The following is an 18,008-nucleotide window of genomic DNA, read 5'->3' as shown; positions in this document are numbered from 1 at the left end:
TCAGCTTACATGCGTTTTTCTTCAATATTTAAAGGATTGATCGCGAGGACCGCTTGAGTTCGGTTTTGTACCCCGAGCTTACGGAAAATCGCAGTCACGTGCGCTTTAATCGTCGCTTCTGAAACATCGAGTTCATAAGCAATCTGCTTATTCAGCAAACCTTCTGCCACCATCATCAATACACGGAACTGCTGTGGTGTTAAGGATTGAATTCGCTCAGCCAGTGCAGTTTCATCGGCAGCACGTGGATCAAAGTTCATGTTAGCAGGTAAATTTGGCGGCAACCAAATTTCACCATCTAAGACTTCGCGAATTGCTTCGCCAATATGACTTGGATGTGCCGACTTTGGAATATACCCCATCGCACCATGCGCAATTGAACGCTGAATGATCGACGTCTCTTCATGCGCTGAAACGACAATAATCGGTAATGATGGATACTGGGCACGAACGTGTACCAATGCAGAAAAACCTGAAGCACCTGGTAAGTTTAAGTCCAATAGCACCAAATCAGGTTCAGGACCTTTTTCAAGGCGTTCATAAAACTCGTTTACTGCGGCTGTTTCATGAATTTGAGCTTGCGGTAAGCTATAACGAACAGCTTGGATTAACGCATGGCGAAACAGCGGATGGTCATCAACGATTAATATATTCATAAGCAACGAGAGATTTCGAGTGCACTAGTCTTGACTATTCTAACCATACAAGTGCCGATAAGGATATGCAAAGTCTAACTTTTTTTCACTTTATCACGCTTTAGGCAGGAAAATAGCCTCAATTCCAAGTCGATATTGAAATATAAATAACTAATCACATTTTGATATAAAATTTATCAGTACATCGAAAAAGGTTATTTATTTTAAATATATATAAAAAATACAAACACTTAATAAAAATTTTAGCAACCTTTTTCAAGCTCAGCAGATATATCTTAAAATCAGATAACCTAACGCTATTTCTTTATTTTACAGACCAAATGTAGATATTAGATAAATAAGCCCATTCCGAGATAAAACACTTTAGGGCTGTCCTTATGTCTACTTTACTGCAAAAACCACTCAATATTGTCGCTGTGTCAGGCGGTTTAAATACCCCGTCTAAAACTGAGGCGCTAGTACAAGAAATATTAAATGAACTGGGCGATGCAACCCCAATCAATGTACATTTCATTAAATTCAGCGAAATTGGCCATTTACTCGGTGGCGCGATTTACCGCAACCAACTGCCACAACGTGTGCAAGATGACTTAGCAGCGGTCGAAGCTGCCGATGCGTTGATTGTTGGAACGCCAGTTTACCGTGCTTCATTTACTGGTTTATTCAAACACTTTTTCGACTTTGTTGAGCAAACGGCGCTGGTCGATGTACCGGTACTGCTTGCAGCTTCAGGTGGCAGTGAACGTCATGCCCTCGTACTGGAGCATCAACTTCGCCCGTTATTTAGTTTTTTCCAAGCGCAAACTTTACCCATTGGGGTCTATGCCACAGACAAAGACTTTACACCCGCGTATACCATCCACAGTGAATTATTACGAGATCGCATTACTCTTGCCGTAGCTCGTGCTTTACCCATCCTAGAATGGGCACCTGCCAAAGGTCAGCGTGCAGAAGTAGTGAAAGAAAAGACCCAACTTGCAAATCAAAACTTGGGTATCAACACACAAATCGAACAAGACGATGTACTGCCTTCAGCCGCAGTACCAAATTTAGATGCAGCCGAGTCTCGCTTGCATCAGAAAAAAGCCAAACCACAAGTCGCTTAACGCAAAAAGCATTGAGAGGGTTTTCACATGTCACAACAGAATAAAAATATTACGTTTGCTTATTGGGTTCCCAATGTCAGCGGTGGCTTAGTGGTGAGTAATATTGAGCAGCGCACAGACTGGAGTTATGACTATAACGTCCGTTTAGCGCAGGCTGCGGAAAAAAATGGCTTTGACTATGCTCTAACTCAGATTCGTTTTACTGCGGGTTATAACGCAGAAAACCAACATGAGTCGGTCAGCTTTAGTCACGGTATCTTAGCCAAAACCAGCAAACTCAAAGTCATTGCCGCTATTTTACCTGGCCCGTGGAAACCCGTGCTTGCCGCAAAACAGCTTGCAACCATCGACCACTTAACCCAAGGGCGTATTGCGATTAATGTGGTTAGTGGTTGGTTTCGCGGCGAATTTGATGCCATTGGTGAAACATGGCCTGAACATGACCAACGCTATGCTCGCTCGGAAGAGTTTATTCGTGCATTAAAAGGTGTTTGGACCCAAGACAACTATAGTTTTGATGGAAAATACTACCAGTTCAAAGACTACACCTTGTCACCCAAACCTGTGCAAAAGCCGCATATTGAAATTTTCCAAGGCGGCAGTTCACGCGCTGCACGGGATATGGCTGCACGGGTTTCAGACTGGTATTTTACCAATGGCAACACCCCTGAGGAGCTCAAAAAACAGATTGATGATATTCGTGCAAAAGCCCAACAGAATGGCCATCAGGTCAAAATTGGGGTCAATGCTTTCATTATTGCCCGAGATACCGAGGAAGAAGCGAAAACGGTTCTGCAAGAAATTATTGATAAAGCCAATATTCAAGCGGTACATGCCTTTGGCGATGCCACCCGTGAGGCGGGTGCTGCAACACTTGAAGGTGAAGGCAACTGGGCCAAATCGAGCTTTGAAGATTTAGTTCAATACAATGATGGCTTTAAAACCAATTTGATTGGTACACCACGCCAAATTGCCGAACGTATTGTGGAATTAAAAGCTGTTGGGGTGGATTTAATCCTTTCAGGTTTTTTACATTTTATCGAAGAGGTTGAATACTTCGGTGCCAAAGTGTTGCCATTGGTTCGTGAGTTGGAAGCTCAGCAGCAATCCGTTGAGACTGCCAAATCTGCTTAGCTCGGTAAGCAGCAGACACGAACTAAAAAATAATAATCATAGGTGACTCTATTCTTCCCTCAAGGCTCGGCTTGAGGGTTTTTTTATTGGTGTATAATCCGCACAAAGTAAAAAATAACCACTTGATATGAACAACAGCCAACCCTCTAAATTCATTAATCTCTCTTTGGCCTTTTTATGGGGCTATCAAGGTCTAATTCCTAAAATCCTCTTTATCAATCCCGATGAGATTGCCATTTGGCAAACTTTTGGACTTTCCTATGTACAGGCTCAACTGGCAGGTCAGGGCTCAGGTGTGCTTGAGTGTGTTTTTGCTTTATCGTTCCTATTTAGCTCCAGTAAATATCTGCATTACCTCAGTATCTTTAGCTTAGTGTTTTTATTCGCACTGGTCGCTTTTCTAATACCAGACAGTCTCATTCGTGCTTTTAATCCTGTGGTTATGAACCTTGCAATGATCAGTCTATCCATTTGTTATTGTATGCTTCACAGTCAAAAAGCGACTTCCTTTAGTTCACAAAGTAAAGGATCCATATGAATTCAAAATCAGGTTGCATTGTCATTACAGGCAGTTCTAAAGGTATCGGCTTGGGTTTAGCTCAAGCCTTCTTGGAACAGCAACAAGCCGTTGTGATTTCTGGGCGAAACAGCACAGATTTGCACAGCGCCCTGCAACAGCTACGGCATCGCTTTCCCGCTGCGCTGATTCATGCTGTCACTTGTGATGTCACGCAAATCCATGAAGTACAAACGCTTTGGGATGAAGCCATTCAACAATTTGGTGCTGTTCAGATTTGGATTAATAATGCAGGCAGTTGTACAGCGACACTAGACTTTAAAGATCTCACAGCAGCAGACATACAAACTGTAGTTCAAACCAATATTCTAGGCAGTATGTTCGGCTCACAAGTGGCCTTAAATGGCATGCTAGCACAAGGCTATGGTCAAATTTTCAATATGGAAGGTTGGGGTACTCGAGGCGAATGGAGTGCAGGCATGACCGCCTATGCCACCACCAAACGTGCCGTAGGTTACTTTAGTCTAGCCCTGTTTAAAGAAACCAAACAGACCCACATTCAAGTCGGCACACTCAGCCCTGGAATGGTGGCAACCGACCTACTGGTATCCTCTTGGCAAAATGGCAATATTCAGCACTGGAACAAAATGAAACGGCTTTTTTTGTTTATTATCGATCCTCCCGAAGTGGTCTGTCGCTATTTGGCTCAACGTATTTTAGAGAATAAACGTCGCCATACCCGAATCGTATGGATGACGCCCTTACGTCTGTTGCTCCGATTTTTGCGACCCTATTATTGGCGTCGAAATCCAATCAAAGGTACAGCTTTAGCACATCTCAACTCAAAATAATGCCACATCGAGTGATAGATCATTTACATTAAACATAACCCCCGAATTAGGAAGACTTCTGATGTACACAGGTATTGTACAAGGCTTAGAGAAAATTCTAGATGTCCGTCAAGGCGACGGTTTTAGCACCCTTGTAGTTTCAAATACACACAACTTTTTTCACGATGTCTTCATCGGTGCAAGTGTAGCCATCAATGGCACCTGCTTAACTGCAACGCACATCGATCTGACCACCAGTCAAGTCCATTTTGATGTCTCAGATTTGACTCGACGCCTGACCACTTTAGGGGCTTTACAGACAGGCGATGAGGTGAATATCGAACGTTCAGCCAAAGTCGGGATGGAAAATGGGGGACACAACTTGTATGGACATATCGAAGGAACGGCTACGATAAAGCAGCTGAGCCGTCACGGCGAGACTCTGCATGTGGATCTCCACATTCCCGAGGGTAATATCAAATACTTTTTCTTAAAAGGTTTTATTGGTCTGAATGGTTGTAGCCTCACCGTCAACCGTGTTGATCGTAACAGCCATGAAATTTCAGTTGATTTGATTCCTGAAACCTTGCGTCTAACCACGTGGGCATCGGTACAAGTCGGCGATGCGGTCAATTATGAAATTGATCAGATGACACGGACGATGGTGGATACCTTAGAAAGCATCCATCAGCGTTAGAACTATTTAATTTCTAAACGTCTCGCACTTACAAATTGGTATACAGCAACCCGACGTATTCCATCGGTACACCAAAATAAAAATACCGTCTGCTTAAGACGGTATTTTTTTAGGTTGATTTTATCCGTTTGGATACACTTCTTTAATCAACACTTCGACCACTTGCGGTTCAGCCAGCGTCGATGTATCGCCCAAACTATCTAACTCGTTCGCCGCAATTTTTCTTAAAATACGGCGCATGATTTTGCCTGAACGTGTTTTGGGTAAAGACGGTGCCCAATGTAAGGCATCTGGTGTCGCCACAGGGCCCAACACCTTTCTTACCCACTGAATCAGCTCTGCACGGAGTTCTTCCGTTTGCGCTGTGCCCGCTTGTAAAGTGACAAAGGAACAAATTCCCTGCCCTTTGATCTCGTGTGGCATTCCTACTACGGCAGCCTCAGCAACCGCCTCATGTGCCACCAAAGCACTTTCCACTTCGGCCGTGCCTAAGCGGTGCCCTGACACATTCAGTACATCATCGACTCGACCTGTGATCCAGTAGTAACCATCTTTATCACGGCGTGCACCATCGCCCGTGAAATACGTTCCCGGATAGGTTGCAAAATACGCTTCGATAAACCGCTCAGGATCCCCCCAAATGGTTCGCATTTGTCCTGGCCATGAATCCTTAATCACCAGATTGCCTTCAGCTTCTCCTTCTAACTCTTTGCCTTCAGCATCGACCAAAGCGGGTTTAATTCCAAATAAAGGACGCGTTGCAGACCCGGGTTTAAGCGGTGTCGCACCCGGAAGTGGAGAAATTAAAATCCCGCCTGTTTCGGTTTGCCACCAAGTATCCACCACTGGGCAACGGCTTTCTCCCACTACCGTGTAGTACCAATTCCATGCTTCAGGGTTGATCGGTTCTCCAACGGAACCAATTAAACGCAAACTGCTACGGTCACTCTCACGGACAAAGGCATCCCCTTCACGCATCATGGCGCGGATCGCTGTCGGGGCCGTGTATAAAATCGTCACATTGTGTTTGTCGACAATATGTCCTGTACGTGCCCAACTTGGATACTGTGGAATCCCCTCAAACATCACTGTTGTGGTTCCATTCGACAAGGGGCCATACAGCACATAAGAATGTCCCGTAATCCAACCTACATCGGCTGTACACCAAAACACATCATCTTGTTTTAAGTCGAACACTTCACGGAAGGTACTATTCACATAAGTTAAATAGCCCCCTGTGGTATGCAGCACACCTTTGGGCTTACCGGTTGAACCTGAGGTATATAAAATAAATAGGGGATCTTCAGCATTCATCGGTTCAGGTGGACAAATCTCGTTGACGGTCATGATTTCCATGTGATACCACAAATCACGCCCTTCTTTCAGCGTGATTGGATTGCCTGTCCGGTGCACCACAATCACGTTTTGTACTGAGTCTGTCCCGGGTAGATTCAATGCTGCGTCTACATTTTCTTTCAGCGGAATCGGTTTACCCCCGCGCATTCCAGAGTCTGCGGTAATCACAATTTTAGCTTGACTGTCATCAATTCGGCTTGCCAATGAATCAGGCGAGAAACCACCAAACACCACACAATGCACGGCACCGATTCGGGCACAGGCCAACATCGAAATGGCCGCTTCTGAAATCATCGGCATATACAGCACCACACGATCACCCTTCACCACACCATGCTTTTTTAGGACATTAGAAAAACGACACACTTCGTCATACAGTTCAGCAAAGGAAATGATTTTATGGCGTGAGGGATGGTCACCCTCCCAAATAATGGCGGGTTTATACGGATGCTCTTTTAAGTGTCGGTCAAGGCAGTTAGCACTTAGGTTTAACTGACCATCTGCAAACCATTCAATTTTAAAATTATCTTTGTCATAACTGGTGTTTTTGACTTGGCTAAAAGGCTTGATCCAATCGAGTTTCAACGCTTGTTCAGCCCAATATTCGTCAGGTTGTTCTATCGATTTTTGATAGCGTTCAAAATATTCTTGTTCATTGGTGCGCGCAGTTTTTTCAAATTCAGCAGGTACAGGATAGACTTCTTTCATATCATACTTCCTTATATTCTGACTCTCATCGCGAGAGTTCATGCCACAGTTATTGGTTTATTATTGGACTGCATAACCACAGTATGACGATTGTTTTTTAAACAGATCAACACGGCTTTGGTCGTATATTATTTCTACAATTTAAAACACATTTTATAGTGGTCTTTCAATGAGATCCTGTGTTTAATCCGTAACATGAACAAAGCTGAACTCAGTAAAGTCGCTCCAGTTAGGCTTTTTAAAGCATATTGTTACACTTCAGGCTGCGCTATTTCATACATAGGAGCATGACTCAGCGCCTTCATTCCAAAACTCAAGCATTAAAAAAACAGAGAGATAGATTTTTATCCGTCTATCAATCACCCAGAATGCGATAATTTCATACGCTTTTCTCTATTAAATACACACAATTTTCAGGCAAAATATGCCAAATTCTCAGCGATTGGAGCACCAGTGTCAGAACAAACCAATACCTTGAGCGAGGTTGCTCAAGGTACGTCAGAGATGCTACATGACGCGACAGCAAAAACCACGCAAAGTGTAATTGCACATACAGCAAAATATAATGATGCCTATTCCACCATCGACAAATTTGTCGATAGTTTTTGGGAGCGTATGCCTTATTTTTGTATTGCGCTGATTACCTTCATCATTTTTTATTTTCTCTCCAAACTGTTTAAACTTTTTGTTCGTAAAGCACTGTCTGATCGTTCTTATACCAAGCAAAACCTTGTCCTTGTCCTGAACCGTGTCGGCAGTTCGGCCATCGTCTTTATTGGCTTCCTGATTGCCATGGTGATTGCGATTCCGGGTTTCACCCCTGGTCAGCTGATGAGTGCTTTGGGGATTGGCTCGGTTGCGATTGGTTTTGCATTTAAAGACATCTTCCAAAACCTACTTTCAGGAATCCTGATTTTACTGGGTGAACCGTTTAAGATTGGCGACGACATCATTGTCTCGGGTATGGAAGGTAACGTTGAAGATATTCAAATTCGTGCCACTTACCTACGTGCGCCAGATGGTCGTCGTATCGTGATTCCAAATGCAACTGTGTATACCAGTGCAGTCACCGTTAACACCGCCTATCCACGTCGTCGCTGTGAATTCTTGGTCGGTATTGGTTATGAAGATGACATCAAAAAAGCCAAAGATATTATTTTAGGCATTTTAGACCGAGATACGACCATTTTAAGTCAACCGGGTTTTAGCGTGAACGTCGCTGCACTTGCAGATTTTTCAGTAAATCTTAAAGTTCAATGGTGGGTCAACACCACAGAAACTACGGTATCTGGCTCGATCAGTTCAGTACAAGAATATGTGGTTCAAGCCTTTGCTGAGCAAGGAATTTCTATTCCTTACCCAGTCCAAGAAGTTCGCGTCGCAAAAAATGACAGCTACCCGACAGAAACTTCAACCGCTAAATAAACGCCCTAAAACATAAGGGATCACGGTTTCAGTCCGAATAATACGGTTGCCTAAGCTCACCGCTTGGCAGCCGTTTTTTACAAGTAATTCAACTTCGTAAGGGATAAATCCTCCTTCCGGCCCGATCACAACCGTACAGGGATGCTGAATCGCAAAAGGCATTTTGGCATCGCTATAGGGATGTGCCACATAGGCAGGACAGTCGGCTGAAATCAGGCTTGGCAATTGATCTTCAACAAAAGGCTTAAAGCGTTTATAAATTTCAACTTTCGGTGCAATCGTATCGCCTGCCTGCTCTAGCCCCAAAGTCACATACTGATCCAACTGTTGTAAGAACGGGGTTTGCCAATAACTTTTATCGACCCGATAGCTGTGCAGCAAAATGATTTTTTCAACCCCTAAAGTCACCGCATCCATAATCAAACGACGCAGAACTTTAGGGCGTGGCATCGCGACAATTAAAGTGACTGGTAGTTTGGCTGGTACAGGTTCTTCATATAAGGGTTTTAAGCGTACAGCTGTTTCGGAAACCTCAACCACTTGCGTAAGATGACGCTTCCCGTTTTGTATTCCTACTCTTAAAGTATCACCGACTTTAAGCTCTAAATGACGATGTAAATGTTCAAGCTGACGCTTGGCACTAATGGACCAGACTTCAGATTCAGTTTGGCGCGGGTCTAAGAGAACGATATTCATAATTTGAAAAAACTACTTTAAACTGTGCGAACTCGTGATATTCAGCAGCTTAATCACTCATAGTCACAAATAACAATATAAATTTAAAGCCCCTGTGTAGGCATGACCCTACTTTTGAAAGAGCAAAAGTAGGCAAAACTCTTTGTTAGGCTGATAGTACATCCCTATACCACAGCCTAACGGTGGCATACCTGCCACCTCACCGTTCCTATTTTTTGTGAATAGTCTATAAATAAGTATCAATCACTTGAATATGCTTTTTCAAAGAGCCCGTATTCAATTGCATAATCTTTTGTGCCGCTTGATTCAGTGTATTGGCCTGCTCTGCATCCTCTAACAGTGTCATCAACACCGCGGCAGCTTGTTCAGCATCCTCAACAACTTTCACTGCATCGGCCTGTACAAATTCATCGACAATGGTTTGAAAATTAAAATAGTTTTTGCCCAAAACCGTCGGCACATGTAACGCAATTGGCTCTAAAATATTATGTCCGCCACCCGGTTCATTTAGTGATCCCCCGACAAAACAAGCATTCGATAAGGCATACCATAACCACATCTCCCCCATCGAATCAGCTAAATAGACTTGGGTTTCCGCCTCTATTCTTTGTCCCGTACTTCTGCGAGTGGTGTTTAAATTTAAACTTTGTGCAACAGCAAAGACCTCATCAAAACGTTCTGGATGACGCGGCACAACAATACACAACAGTTCAGACTGCGCATCCAAATATGGCTTAAGTGCATTTAACAATTTTTGTTCTTCAGGTGCATGGGTACTGGCAATAGTGATGATCTTACGCCCAGCCAGTGACCATTCTTGCTTGAGCTGAGCTGCCAGTTTGACAGCCGATTCTGGCGCATGAATATCAAACTTAATACTGCCCACCACCTGTGTTAGCGATGGCGCTGCACCGAGCTGAATAAAGCGCTCTGCAGTTGCCCGATCTTGTGCCAAGAGCTGATCTAGCCCATGTAACATCGGCTGCGTCAGGCTAGATACTTTGGCATAGCCTTTGGCTGATTTTTCAGAAAGACGTGCATTAATCAAGATACATGGCACCTGACTCTGCCCCGCTTGGGCAATTAAATTCGGCCAGAGTTCTGTTTCAACCAAAGCCAAAAGTTTGGGCTGATACAATGCAAAAAACTGACGAACTAAAGGCTTTTGATCTGCAGGTAAATATACCGCTTGGAACAGGTCTAAATAAGGTGCTTTTAAAAATAGGGATTTGGCCCGCGCCTGCCCAGTTTTAGTGGTATTGGTCACCAAGACTGGATGACCCGCTTTTAAATAATGCTCGATGAGAGGCTGCGCTGCATTGGTTTCACCCACCGACACCACATGGAACCAAATCGCTTGGCGATTTTTAACGGGTTGAAATGGCCCGAAACGTTCGAGACATTCTTGTTGAAATTGTTCTGTAGTCTCTGCACGTTTTTTTATTTTAGACTTATACAGCGGTTTGATCAGCGCAAGTGCTGCGTTATACCAAAAAGGAGTAGCCAAATACGTGCTCCAAAAATCAATGCAAAAATAAAACAGCGCAACTCATATTATCCCATGAATTGCGCTGTTATCTTGTCGCGAATTGAACGGAAAAGCAATTTAAACCGCAGCAGTTTCCATTTCAGCTAAAGTCGGATAGTCCACATAGCCTGCCGCGACATCCGTTCCAATCATATTTTCCAGTTTCAGTTCATTCAGTGGTGCATCTTGCAGTAAACGCTCATACAAGTCTGGATTGGCAATATACGCCTTACCAAAAGACACCGCATCAGCCTTGCCTGATGCCAACAGCTGAATCGCATCTTCACGACTCAGTTGCATATTGGCAATATAAGGCACTCCACCAGAACGCTCTTTCATATATTCAGAAATACTGTCTTCAGCCAGATATTCACGGGTAAAGAAGAAGGCAATCTTGCGTTTGCCCAGCTGCTCCATGGCATAGCCAAATGTTTCACGTGGATTATCATCGCCCATGTCATGGTCATCACAACGCGGCGCAAAATGCACCCCTACACGATCTGCACCCCATACTTCAATCAGTGCATCAGTGGCTTCTAGCAGGAACCGTGTACGATTTTCCACTGAACCGCCGTATTCATCTTTACGCTGATTGGTTTTGCTTTGCAAGAACTGGTCAATAAGATAACCATTGGCAGCATGTAATTCCACACCATCAAAACCGGCTTCTTTAGCACGAATCGCGGCTTGCTTATATTGCTCGGTAATCGCGTGAATTTCAGAAACCTCCAAAGGACGTGGCAATACATAAGGACGTTTTGGACGTAGTAAGCTGACATGACCCGCCTGTTGTACTGCACTTGCAGAGACTGGTGTTTCACCATTTAACAGATCCGGATGCGATACACGACCAACATGCCAAAGCTGGGCAATAATCAGACCGCCCTTCTCATGAACCGCTTGAGTGACCTTTTTCCAGCCTTCGACCTGAGCATCGGTAAACAATCCTGGAGTATTCAAATAGCCATTGGCTTCTTCAGAAATCACTGTAGCTTCAGAAATGATCAGGCCAGCACTTGCACGTTGCGCATAGTAATCAACCATCATTGGGGTTGGAACGCGATCAGCAGTTGCGCGGTTACGGGTCAGCGGCGCCATGATGACACGGTTTTTAAGCTCTAACGCACCGAGCGTTAAAGGAGAATTTAATTCAGCCATCGTTACTCCCACCTGTTAAAGGTGTTGTTGTAGGTGTTCGATAAATTGCTGAATCAACGCTTCATTGCGAGAAAAATAAGACCATTGTCCATATTTTTCCACTTGAATTAAACCGGCCTGCTGTAAAACGGACAAATGGTTCGACATCGTCGATTGCGATACATTTCCCAACCGTTCGATATGACCTGCACATACGCCGCGTCTAAAGTCACCACATTCGTCACTCGATAAAAATTGTTCCGGTTTTTTTAACCATTCCAAAATTTGGCGACGCGTTGGATTAGCCAAGGCTTTAAAAATTAAATCTATATCCATACTCAAGACACGTTTAATGGGCAACAAAGCGTTGTCAGCTTGTTTTACTTAATATATCGCATTTTTTCGATTTTAATATCGATTTTTTTAGATATATTGTAAAATAATTGATAACACTTTGCTTTCATTCATCATTTAAATTACAAACCTTGTTTTAAGCTTGCTTCAATAAACTTATCAAGGTCACCATCTAGTACTGCACCAGTGTTGGAGTTTTCAACACCCGTACGTAAGTCTTTAATACGCGAGTCATCCAACACATAAGAACGAATCTGACTGCCCCAACCAATATCCGACTTCGAGTCTTCAAGTGCTTGAGCCGCTTCGTTACGTTTGCTCATTTCCAATTCATACAACTTCGCACGTAACTGTTTCCAAGCATGGTCACGGTTGGCATGTTGTGAACGTTGGTTCTGACACGCCACCACAATCCCTGTTGGCGCGTGGGTTAAACGTACCGCAGAGTCTGTTTTGTTAATGTGCTGACCACCTGCACCCGAAGCACGGTAAGTATCGGTACGCACGTCAGATGGGTTGATATCAATTTCAATGTTGTCATCGACTTCTGGCGAGACAAACACAGCAGAGAATGAGGTATGACGGCGGTTACCCGAGTCAAATGGCGATTTACGCACTAAGCGATGCACGCCCGATTCGGTACGCAACCAGCCATAGGCATACTCACCTTCCACACGAATCGTTGCTGACTTAATCCCAGCCACATCGCCGTCTGATTCTTCCATCAATTCAGCCTTAAAACCATGACGTTCAATCCAGCGCATATACATACGCAGTAGCATTGACGCCCAGTCTTGTGCTTCTGTCCCACCTGAACCAGCTTGAATTTCCACATAACATGGATTTGGGTCCATTGGGTTACTGAACATACGGCGGAATTCAAGCTTCGCTAACTCTTCTTCTGCAGAAGTCAATTCAGCTTGGACATCAGCCAACAGACTTTCATCATCTGCTTCGACTGCCAAATCAAGCATCGCTTGCGCATCTTCAAGCTGCGTTGCCAAACCATCTAACACATTTAAGACGTTTTCAAGTTCGCCTTTTTCTTTGGCCATGGCTTGTGCACGGCTTTGATCATTCCAAATCGCTGGGTCTTCTAATTCACGGAGAACTTCTTCTAAACGCTCTTTTTTCAGATCGTAGTCAAAGATACCCCCGTAATGTGAGACCACGGTCGTTTAAGTCTTTTAATTGGTTTAGATACGGATTAATTTCCACGTGAATTACTCTCAATCAATATAAAGCGAAAAATAGCCGCTGATTATATCACAGTCGACGGCTGGGATTATTCATCTCAAATTCGACAAAAACACACCCTTCTTTCTAGAGATTAAAACTGTTTAGCCTCCAAAAAAGTATTCACTTGATCCAAAATCAAGCTGCATATAAATGCGAACCATCCCACAAAACACACACCTGAGAAGTGTTCTCAACAGACGAACGGACTAAACATTTTGAGTTAAAATTGGTTAAAATATCGTCAAAAATTATGAAATCCACAGAATCTACACAATTTTAATAAAACAAAACATTATAAATTTATAATTTATTATCAATCATTTAAATTTTAGAAATTACACGATGTAACCTTAGATACAGAGCATTAACTTTCCTTTGGTTGACGCTTTTTTTTTTTGCCCTAGACTGAAGTTGTAACAAAAAATTAATGAAATACAGTTCCACTTACGAGGGGTACATACCATGAAAAAATTAGCAATTGCTTCAGCATTACTTTCCGCTCTAGCGATCACAGGTACTGCACATGCATACCAAGCAGAAGTGGGTGCTTCAGCTGGCCTAATTGATCCAGACAACGGTAGTTCAAGCGGCTCTTTTGGCGTAGATGGCACATACTATTTCAACCCAGTTCAAACACGTAATGCGCCACTTGCAGAAGCAGCATTCTTAGACCGTGCAAGTAACGTTAACGCAAAATACCAATATGACGAAGTTGGCGACAATGAAGCGCATACTTATGGCGTAGGTGCAGAGTACTTTGTACCGAACTCAGACTTTTATTTAAGTGGTAATGTGAGCGGTCATGACTTGAAAGATAATGATGACCTAAACAATGATTTAACCACCTATGGTGCAGAAGTGGGTTATTTACCAGCGCCAGGCTTGTTAATTGCCGCAGGTCTTAAAGGTTGGGATAATGACCGTGATGATGGTGTAGACCCGACTTTACGTGCCAAATATGTAACTACACTTTCGAATGGTAAAGACATCAACCTTGAAGCAGGTGCTGCTTTTGGTGATCTCGATGAATACAATCTTGCTGCAGATTACTTCATTGATAAAACGCTAAGTGTTGGTGTCGATTATTACAGCAACGATATCAACGATAATGATGAGTTTGGTGTGAGTGCACGTAAATTCTTTACACCACAAGTCAGTTTGGAAGGTCGTGTAGGCTTTGGTGAAGTTGGTAATGCTGACTACAACCGCTTTGGTGTCGCTGCGAAATATCGCTTCTAAGCTTAAGTCTAATTCCTTACTCAAATAGCACCCTTCTTCGGAAGGGTGCTTTTTTATACCCTAAAATAAAGCAGTTAGGTAGAAATAGTACATTGACGTGCTGCGTATTTTACGTACAATCAGCAACAACTGTAACAAAACAGTCATATTTCTACAACAGAGGGAATCTCAATAATGTTTAAAAAACTCGCGCTTGCAACTGCTCTTCTTGCTGGTTTAAGTACTGCTCATGCGTATCAATTTGAAATCAATGGGGGCTATGAAAACACTGATTTTGATGGAGAAGGTGATTTAGATACATTCTTCATTAATGGCAAATATTATTTAAATGGTGTTCAAGTCAAAAATGCACCTTTAGCTGAAGCAGCGTTCCTAAGTAAAGCTAGCAATATTGGTTTAGGTTATGCTAATGCTAGCGGTGATGGCGACGAAGATATTGATGTCGTTGGCCTGAGCGGAGAATTCTATATTCCAAATACACAATTCTATGTGGGTGGAACTATTAACCAGGTTGACTTTGCAGGCGACGATAATACTGGTTATGCACTTGAAGTTGGTTACTTACCAATCAATGGCCTTTTATTGGCTATTGGTGCAGCAAATGAAAGCGTAGACCCTGTTCAAGTTGCAAACTATGGCTTTATGACAAATCTTCTAAATCAAGTAACCGTAGGTGAGGATACTGCTGTATCTTTACGTGCTAAATATGTCACTCAAATTGGCAACCATTTTGCTAACTTTGAAGGCTTATCTTATTTTGGTGATGAAACAACTTATCGCTTAGGTGCTGATCTTTATATCGACCCAACTTTAAGTGTAGGCGTTTCTATTGCAGACTCAACTGCTGATGATTCTGAAACTGTTTTTGGCGTTCGTGCACAAAAATTCTTTACCCCAACAATTGCAGTTGGTGTAAATTACACAACAGTTGATGAAATCGATTCATTCGGTATCAATGGTACATTCCGCTTCTAATCCCTTGCATTAAAAGTAAAAAAACCGCTCTATAGAGCGGTTTTTTAATGTTGTTCTAAATGCAAAATGCGAAGTTGTACGCTGACATTGCCACGAAATTCATTTTTATCCAGCTCATAGACCAAACGAATTTGATGGTTCATCTCATTGAACTGGTATTTGTCTGCAGCATTAAAAGCAATGGCATCTACAACCTGTCCATTGTCTAAAGCTATACGTAATTTTAAATGCACTTCTTTCAACCAGCGGAAATCTAAAATTTGAAAGTTTCCTTCAAAAATAGGTGCTGGAAACTTTTGCCCCCATGGACTAATCTGCTGTAGAAGATCGACCGTTTCAACCTGAATATTTTCTGCTGCTAACTCACCATCGGTCCATAAAGTCGCCGTAAATAAACCTTCATCCTGAGCTGCCATCAGTACTTCAAAGGCCTGCTTAAACTCTTCAAAATAGACTTTTTGAATGGTTAAACCCGCTGCCGCAGCATGCCCACCAAAGTGGCTGACCAAATGTGGATATTGCTCAGCAACGCACTCAATGGCATCGCGGATATGCACTCCTTCAATCGAACGGGCAGAACCTTTGATATGTACCCCATCTTCATCTGCAGCAAACACAATACTCGGACGATGAAACTGTTCTTTTAAACGCCCCGCAACAATGCCAATCACCCCTTGATGCCAATGCGGCTCGAACATGATTAAAGCCGCAGGTAAGACCGTATCGTCCAGTTGAATTTGATCCAAGGCTATTAAGGCCTCTTGTTTCATCGTCGCTTCAACCTGACGACGCTCCACATTCAACTGATTCAGTTGTTCTGCCAATGGATAAGCGGAAGCAAAGTCCTGTGCCAACAGACATTCAATACCGATATCCATGGTTTCCATACGACCTGCCGCATTAATACGTGGTCCCAGTACAAACCCCAAATCTTGCGCTTTTAAACTTGCAGCTTCTCGACCTGCAATCTCCAGTAGAGCGCTGATGCCCGGACGACATAAATGTTGTTGAATACGCTTCAGGCCAACATCAACCAAGATACGATTGTTATAGTCAAGACTAGCAACATCGGCATAAGTCCCCAAGGCCACCAAATCCAAATACTGACTCATGACTGCCGAAGACTTATTCAGTTTTTTACGATAGGTTGATAAATTGGCCAAGACATAAAAGGCCACGCCGACCCCAGCTAAGGCTTTACTTGGAAAATCACACCCCAACTGGTTCGGATTCACTACCGCTTGGGCACTGGGAGTCGGTTTGGTGGTCAAATGGTGATCGGTAATAATCACCTGCATACCATGATCTTGCGCTTGTTTCACGCCGTCATGACTGGAAATACCATTATCAACGGTAATCAATAAATCAGGTGTAAAGCTGGTAAATGCTAAATCCGCAATCGCAGGCGTTAAGCCATAACCATATTTAAAGCGGTCTGGAACCAGATACTCTACCTGCGCCCCCATTTCTCGCAAAGCCAAGATCATTAAAGCTGTGCTGGTTGCACCATCTGCATCATAATCACCCACAATCACGATTTTGTGTTGCTGATCAATCGCAGCATCCATCAACTGAATCGCTTCATTTAAGCCTTTCAGACTAGGGGCCAGTAAATGCTTGAGCTTTAACTCCAGCTCCTGCGTTGACGCCACCCCACGGCGGGCTAAAATTTCTGCAATAAACGCAGGAATGTCCTGAAATAATTCAGGACAGGTAATAAAGGGTCTTTGCTTAATTTGAATGGCTGACATTTATGGCATCAAACGCTTCAGCATCCAAACATCTTGCTGTTTTTCATAACTTAAACGGTCATGTAAACGGTTCGGACGCCCTTGCCAAAACTCATAATAGTCAGGCTCGATACGGTAGCCACCCCAAAAGAGGGGTTTATTCAGCTCTGATTTACCTTCAACTTGGCTTTGCAATTGCTCAAAACGTTGTTGCAAGACTTCACGGCTTTCAATCACACCACTTTGTGGTGTACTGATATGTGCTGCAATTTGACTATCTCGTGGACGCTTATGATAGTAGTCGGTTGATTCAGCTTCAGAAATTTTGACTACTTTACCACCAATGCGAATCTGACGTTCCTGCTCTTGCCAATAGAACAGTAACTCAGCATATGGGTTTTCAGCCAGATCATTGCCTTTTTGGCTGTCATAATTGGTATAAAAATCATACCCGGCTTCGGTTGCACCACGTAACAATACCGTTCGCACATGTGGACGACCCTGCGCAGTTGCTGTCGCCAATGACATGGCATAGGGTTCGTGTAACTGAGCTTCTAAGGCATGATTAAACCAAAGCAAGAACTGAGTATGTGGATTGGTTTCTACTCGATCTTCACGCAGCTCGCCTTTTTGATAACTTAAACGAAGCTCGCTGAGATCTTTAATTAAATCACTCATTTC

The 18,008-nt window shown here is 43.3% G+C and carries 17 protein-coding genes; 8 read left to right on the top strand and 9 right to left on the bottom strand.

The features are described 5' to 3' along the window. Positions 1-5 precede the first annotated feature (5 nt). Positions 6-656, bottom strand: a complete 651-nt coding sequence (locus MF4640_RS00670) for a response regulator (protein ID WP_078388333.1) — start codon at positions 654-656, stop codon at positions 6-8. A gap of 377 nt (positions 657-1,033) precedes the next feature. On the opposite strand from MF4640_RS00670, the gene msuE reads away from it, so the two are divergent. From msuE to MF4640_RS00645, 5 genes are all read left to right on the top strand, one after another. Next, positions 1,034-1,762, top strand: a complete 729-nt coding sequence (gene msuE / locus MF4640_RS00665; protein WP_004691693.1) for an FMN reductase — start codon at positions 1,034-1,036, stop codon at positions 1,760-1,762. Between the two features lie 27 nt (positions 1,763-1,789). Next, complete coding sequence (gene sfnG / locus MF4640_RS00660) at positions 1,790-2,896, top strand: dimethylsulfone monooxygenase SfnG (RefSeq protein ID WP_078388332.1); 1,107 nt, start codon at positions 1,790-1,792, stop codon at positions 2,894-2,896. A 127-nt stretch (positions 2,897-3,023) separates the two neighbouring features. Next, positions 3,024-3,434 (top strand): DoxX-like family protein, encoded by a 411-nt coding sequence (locus MF4640_RS00655; protein WP_078388331.1) that lies wholly within the window; start codon positions 3,024-3,026, stop codon positions 3,432-3,434. Further along, entirely contained in the window at positions 3,431-4,264 is an 834-nt protein-coding gene (locus MF4640_RS00650) for an SDR family NAD(P)-dependent oxidoreductase (protein WP_058870488.1), read from the top strand. The genes MF4640_RS00655 and MF4640_RS00650 overlap by 4 nt, the downstream gene beginning before the upstream one ends. A 61-nt stretch (positions 4,265-4,325) precedes the next feature. Further along, on the top strand, positions 4,326-4,940 hold the full coding sequence (locus tag MF4640_RS00645; protein WP_078388330.1) for a riboflavin synthase subunit alpha: 615 nt from the start codon (positions 4,326-4,328) through the stop codon (positions 4,938-4,940). 120 nt (positions 4,941-5,060) lie between these two features. Here MF4640_RS00645 and acs read toward each other — a convergent pair whose 3' ends face one another. Further along, complete coding sequence (gene acs, locus MF4640_RS00640) at positions 5,061-7,004, bottom strand: acetate--CoA ligase (protein WP_078388329.1); 1,944 nt, start codon at positions 7,002-7,004, stop codon at positions 5,061-5,063. Between the two features lie 453 nt (positions 7,005-7,457). On the opposite strand from acs, the gene MF4640_RS00635 reads away from it, so the two are divergent. Continuing rightward, positions 7,458-8,429 (top strand): mechanosensitive ion channel family protein, encoded by a 972-nt coding sequence (locus MF4640_RS00635; protein WP_078388328.1) that lies wholly within the window; start codon positions 7,458-7,460, stop codon positions 8,427-8,429. Here the strand turns inward: MF4640_RS00635 and MF4640_RS00630 are convergent. From MF4640_RS00630 to prfB, 5 genes are all read right to left on the bottom strand, one after another. Further along, on the bottom strand, positions 8,415-9,125 hold the full coding sequence (locus tag MF4640_RS00630) for a 16S rRNA (uracil(1498)-N(3))-methyltransferase (RefSeq protein WP_078388327.1): 711 nt from the start codon (positions 9,123-9,125) through the stop codon (positions 8,415-8,417). The genes MF4640_RS00635 and MF4640_RS00630 overlap by 15 nt on opposite strands. Positions 9,126-9,351: 226 nt before the next feature. Continuing rightward, positions 9,352-10,632 carry a 3-deoxy-D-manno-octulosonic acid transferase gene (locus MF4640_RS00625; protein WP_078388326.1) on the bottom strand — a complete coding sequence of 427 codons (1,281 nt, stop codon included), beginning with the start codon at positions 10,630-10,632 and terminating at the stop codon, positions 9,352-9,354. Positions 10,633-10,731: 99 nt separating this feature from the next. After that, positions 10,732-11,811: an alkene reductase gene (locus MF4640_RS00620; protein WP_078388325.1), complete on the bottom strand. Its 1,080-nt coding sequence runs from the start codon at positions 11,809-11,811 to the stop codon at positions 10,732-10,734. A gap of 15 nt (positions 11,812-11,826) precedes the next feature. Continuing rightward, on the bottom strand, positions 11,827-12,126 hold the full coding sequence (locus MF4640_RS00615) for an ArsR/SmtB family transcription factor (protein ID WP_004978252.1): 300 nt from the start codon (positions 12,124-12,126) through the stop codon (positions 11,827-11,829). A 140-nt stretch (positions 12,127-12,266) separates the two neighbouring features. After that, a protein-coding gene (gene prfB, locus MF4640_RS00610) for a peptide chain release factor 2 (RefSeq protein ID WP_100222790.1) occupies positions 12,267-13,362 on the bottom strand; the annotation gives its coding sequence in 2 pieces (ribosomal slippage) (positions 12,267-13,289 and positions 13,291-13,362; 1,095 coding nt in all). A gap of 483 nt (positions 13,363-13,845) precedes the next feature. Here prfB and MF4640_RS00605 point away from each other — a divergent pair. Next, complete coding sequence (locus MF4640_RS00605; RefSeq protein WP_078388324.1) at positions 13,846-14,622, top strand: putative porin; 777 nt, start codon at positions 13,846-13,848, stop codon at positions 14,620-14,622. A gap of 174 nt (positions 14,623-14,796) precedes the next feature. After that, complete coding sequence (locus MF4640_RS00600; RefSeq protein WP_078388323.1) at positions 14,797-15,597, top strand: putative porin; 801 nt, start codon at positions 14,797-14,799, stop codon at positions 15,595-15,597. Positions 15,598-15,641: 44 nt separating this feature from the next. Here MF4640_RS00600 and recJ read toward each other — a convergent pair whose 3' ends face one another. Beyond that, a complete protein-coding gene (gene recJ, locus MF4640_RS00595; protein WP_078388322.1) occupies positions 15,642-17,348 on the bottom strand; it encodes a single-stranded-DNA-specific exonuclease RecJ in 1,707 nt (568 codons plus the stop codon). Beyond that, positions 17,349-18,005 carry a pyridoxamine 5'-phosphate oxidase gene (gene pdxH / locus MF4640_RS00590; RefSeq protein WP_078388321.1) on the bottom strand — a complete coding sequence of 219 codons (657 nt, stop codon included), beginning with the start codon at positions 18,003-18,005 and terminating at the stop codon, positions 17,349-17,351. Between the last annotated feature and the right edge of the window lie 3 nt (positions 18,006-18,008).

The sequence above is a fragment of the Acinetobacter sp. MF4640 genome (assembly GCF_002018895.1).
Classification (GTDB): Bacteria; Pseudomonadota; Gammaproteobacteria; order Pseudomonadales; family Moraxellaceae; genus Acinetobacter; species Acinetobacter johnsonii.
Note: the sequence above shows the minus strand (reverse complement) of the source record. Positions and strands in the feature narration are given on the sequence as shown.

Bases quoted from the DNA above. Each gene is read 5' to 3' on its own strand.
- MF4640_RS00650 (WP_058870488.1), top strand. From the start codon at position 3,431: ATGAATTCAAAATCAGGTTGCATTGTCATTACAGGCAGTTCTAAAGGT.
- MF4640_RS00645 (WP_078388330.1), top strand. From the start codon at position 4,326: ATGTACACAGGTATTGTACAAGGCTTAGAGAAAATTCTAGATGTCCGT.
- acs (WP_078388329.1), bottom strand. From the start codon at position 7,004: ATGAAAGAAGTCTATCCTGTACCTGCTGAATTTGAAAAAACTGCGCGC.
- recJ (WP_078388322.1), bottom strand. From the start codon at position 17,348: ATGTCAGCCATTCAAATTAAGCAAAGACCCTTTATTACCTGTCCTGAA.
- MF4640_RS00630 (WP_078388327.1), bottom strand. From the start codon at position 9,125: ATGAATATCGTTCTCTTAGACCCGCGCCAAACTGAATCTGAAGTCTGG.
- sfnG (WP_078388332.1), top strand. From the start codon at position 1,790: ATGTCACAACAGAATAAAAATATTACGTTTGCTTATTGGGTTCCCAAT.
- MF4640_RS00605 (WP_078388324.1), top strand. From the start codon at position 13,846: ATGAAAAAATTAGCAATTGCTTCAGCATTACTTTCCGCTCTAGCGATC.
- MF4640_RS00655 (WP_078388331.1), top strand. From the start codon at position 3,024: ATGAACAACAGCCAACCCTCTAAATTCATTAATCTCTCTTTGGCCTTT.
- MF4640_RS00600 (WP_078388323.1), top strand. From the start codon at position 14,797: ATGTTTAAAAAACTCGCGCTTGCAACTGCTCTTCTTGCTGGTTTAAGT.
- MF4640_RS00670 (WP_078388333.1), bottom strand. From the start codon at position 656: ATGAATATATTAATCGTTGATGACCATCCGCTGTTTCGCCATGCGTTA.
- MF4640_RS00615 (WP_004978252.1), bottom strand. From the start codon at position 12,126: ATGGATATAGATTTAATTTTTAAAGCCTTGGCTAATCCAACGCGTCGC.
- pdxH (WP_078388321.1), bottom strand. From the start codon at position 18,005: ATGAGTGATTTAATTAAAGATCTCAGCGAGCTTCGTTTAAGTTATCAA.
- MF4640_RS00620 (WP_078388325.1), bottom strand. From the start codon at position 11,811: ATGGCTGAATTAAATTCTCCTTTAACGCTCGGTGCGTTAGAGCTTAAA.
- msuE (WP_004691693.1), top strand. From the start codon at position 1,034: ATGTCTACTTTACTGCAAAAACCACTCAATATTGTCGCTGTGTCAGGC.